Origin of the sequence: Streptomyces sp. FH025 (genome assembly GCF_017427025.1) — a bacterium.
GTDB lineage: Bacteria > Actinomycetota > Actinomycetes > Streptomycetales > Streptomycetaceae > Kitasatospora.
Genome location: NZ_JAFLNG010000830.1, coordinates 1 through 2,966, shown reverse-complemented (window position 1 = coordinate 2,966; position 2,966 = coordinate 1). Strand labels below are relative to the sequence as shown.

Here is a 2,966-nt window from a genome sequence, read left to right as displayed (position 1 = left end):
AGGGCCAAGGGCCGTACCAGGCCGGCCAGTCGGGCCCGACTGGCCAGCTGCCCTACCGGCCCCAGCCGCCGCACCAGCCCCAACTACCCACCGCCTAGCACGGAATGGCTGAGGATCAGCCGACCACCCGGTAGTGGGTGGTGAGCCGGCCGTCGCCGTCCAGGACGTGGAAGGCGAGCATCGGCGGGTGGTCGAAGGAGATGCCGGGCCCGCCCTCGCAGGGCAGGGTGATGGTGGAGACCACGCCGGGCGCGACCAGCAGCGGCAGGCCGGCGAAGGTGGTCGCCGCCGGAGTGTGGGAATGGCCGCAGAGCAGCGCGGCGACCCGGGGGTGGCGGCGCAGCACCCGTGCCAGCCGCGCCTCGCCGAACTGGCGGATCCCGTCGACGGTCGGGATGTGCAGCTCGGCCGGCGGGTGGTGGAAGGCCACCAGGGCGGGCAACTCGGTGCGGCCGTCGGCGAGCTGGGCGTCCAGCCAGTCCAGGGTCCGATCGTCCAGCAGGCCGTCGTGCCGGCCGGGGATGGACGAGTCGAGCATCAGCACGTCGGCGCCGGGCAGCCGGTGCAGCCGGTTCACCGGCTCCTCCCCCGGCTCCTCGCCCAGCAGCACCTCCCAGTACGGCGCCCGGCGGTCGTGGTTGCCGGGGCAGATGAGCACCGGGTGCCGGGAGTCCAGCACCTCGGCGACCTGCCGGTACTCCTCGGGCAGTCCGTGGTCGGCGAGGTCGCCGGTGACCAGCACGGCGTCCAGCGGGCCGAGCAGGGCGTCGAGGTACGCCATCACCTGCTCGGCCCGCTTCCGGGCACGCTCGCCGCCGTCCTGGTTGCGGTCCTGACCGAGGTGTATGTCACTGAGGTGCGCGATCGTCAGCATGGTGATCACGCTAATCAGTTCAGGACTGCGCGGGAACCTCCGCAGGCCGCTTGAACATCCGGGTGGCGGTGATCTCACCGTGGATGGCCGGGCCGTCCGGGTCCTGCGGCGCGGGCAGGCCCGGGCGCAGGTGCTCCTCCACCGAGATGTACTTGAGGCCGGCCCGCAGGTCGGCGTCGTTGCGCAGGCGGATCACCAGCGGGAACTCGGCGAGCGCGGTGGTGTCGAACAGGCCGGTGGTGTAGATGAGCTGGACGCCGAGCGCGTCGGCCACCGCGCGCTGGAGCTCCAGCAGGTAGGTGGCGTTGGCGCGGCCGATCGGGTTGTCGAGGAACAGCGTGCCGGCGTGCCGCAGTTGGGACTGGCCGCGGTCGTTGGCGCGCAGCGCGGCCATCGTGCAGTAGAGCGCGATGGCCGCGGTGAGCAGCTGGCCGCCGGAGAAGACGTCGGACATCTGGCCGACGCTGACCCGCTCGGCGCGCAGCACCGCGTCGGGCTTGAGGATCTCGACGCTGACGCCCTTGGGGCCGATCGCGGCGGCGACCCCGCGCAGCAGCAGGGACATGCCGTCGCGGCGCAGGTCGCTGTTCTTCTTGACGGCGGCGCGGGTGGCCTCGTCGATGACCTCGCCGAGGCGCTCGACCAGGGTGGCGTGGTCCGGGTCCTCGAAGCGGATCCGCAGGAACTCCTGGCCGGACCACTCCCCCAGGCCCTCGGGCAGCCGGGACAGCCGCTGGGCGGCGCGCAGGGTGGTGAGCGAGGACTCGACCAGGCCGCGCAGCCGGTCCACGATCGAGCCGCGGTTCCTCTCCAGCTGGGCGAGTTCGTCGGTGAGCACCCGCAGCCGGGGCGCGAAGGCGGCGGCCCAGGCGGCGGCGTGCTCGGGCAGCGCGGAGGCGGGCAGTTCGCGGATCTGCTGGCGGGCGGGGGTGCGGACGGCCTCGTAGCGGGCCGCGTTGGCGTGCCGGACCAGTGCGTCGGAGGCGTCGCGGACGGCGAGTTCGGCGGAGGACAGCTCTCCGGCAGCCGTACGCAGGCCCCGGCGGGCGTCGGTGGCGGCGTTGCGGGCCTCGGGCAGCGAGCCGAGGTAGGGCTCGACCGGCTGGCCGTCGTCCTCCTGCTGTTCGCGCAGGCCGTCGCGCAGCTGGCCGGCCAGTTCGTCGAAGTCGGCGGCGGCGGACTGCGCGGTGTCGAAGGTGCGCTGGAGGTCGGCGTGCGCGGTGCGGGCCGCGTCCACGGCCTCGCGGCATTCGGCGAGGCGGCTGGTGGCGGTGCGCAGCAGGGTCTGGGCGTGCTCGGGGTCGGTGGGGACGAGCTCCTCGGGCAGTTCGGTGTGCGCCTCGCCGTCGGCGGGGGCTGAGCGTTCGGCCTCGCCGCGCAGGCGGCCGAGCTGTTCGGTGGCGGCGGTGGAGCGGGCCTCGATCGTGGCGACGAGTTCCTCGGCGCGGGCGGCGGCGGCCTGGCGGGCCGGGCCGTCGGCGCCGTCCGGGCTGCCGAGCAGTTCCTCGGCGCGGGTGCGGACCTTGTTGGTGAGGCGGTCGAGTTCGGCCGCGGCGGCGGCCTCGTCGCCCTCGGCGCGGGCCTGCTCGGCGCGCAGGTCGGCGCCGACACCGACCTTCTCGTACAGCTGGGAGGCGGCGCGGTAGGCCTCGCGCAGGGCGGGCAGCGCGGCGGGCGCGGTCTGCTCGGCGGGCTCGTCGGCCTGTTCGGCGGCGGGGATCTCGGCCCGCTCGGCGCGCAGGGCGCGACCGGTGCGGCGGGCGTCGTCGGCGGCGCGCTGGGCGGCGCGGCGGTCCTCGTCGCAGGTGCGGGCGCGTTCGGCGCAGACGGCCTGGCGGCGGTCGCACTCGGCGGCGTCCTCGGCGAGTTCGCGCTGGCGGCGGGCCCAGTTGGCGCGCTCGCGCAGCCGGAAGGCGAGGCCGGAGAGGGCGTCGGCGCGGCGGCGGGCGCGCTGGGCGGCCTCGCGGTGCTCCTCGTGGGCGGAGGCGGCGGCCGCGTGGTCGGTCTCGGCCTCGTCGTGATCGGCGCGCAGGGTGGCCAGGGCGGCGGCGGCCTGCTCGGCGTGCTCGCGGGCGGCCTCGGCGGCGGCGGC

General features: G+C 75.9%; 1 protein-coding gene and 1 pseudogene. Both read right to left on the bottom strand.

The features are described 5' to 3' along the window. Positions 1 to 115: 115 nt before the first annotated feature. Positions 116 to 874 (bottom strand): metallophosphoesterase, encoded by a 759-nt coding sequence (locus J0670_RS34480; protein ID WP_207816346.1) that lies wholly within the window; start codon positions 872 to 874, stop codon positions 116 to 118. 19 nt (positions 875 to 893) lie between these two features. Then, positions 894 to 2,966, bottom strand: a pseudogene (locus J0670_RS34475) (hypothetical protein); the annotation flags it as partial.

Coding starts and splice junctions, on each gene's coding strand:
- J0670_RS34480 (WP_207816346.1), bottom strand. CDS start 874: ATGCTGACGATCGCGCACCTCAGTGACATACACCTCGGTCAGGACCGC.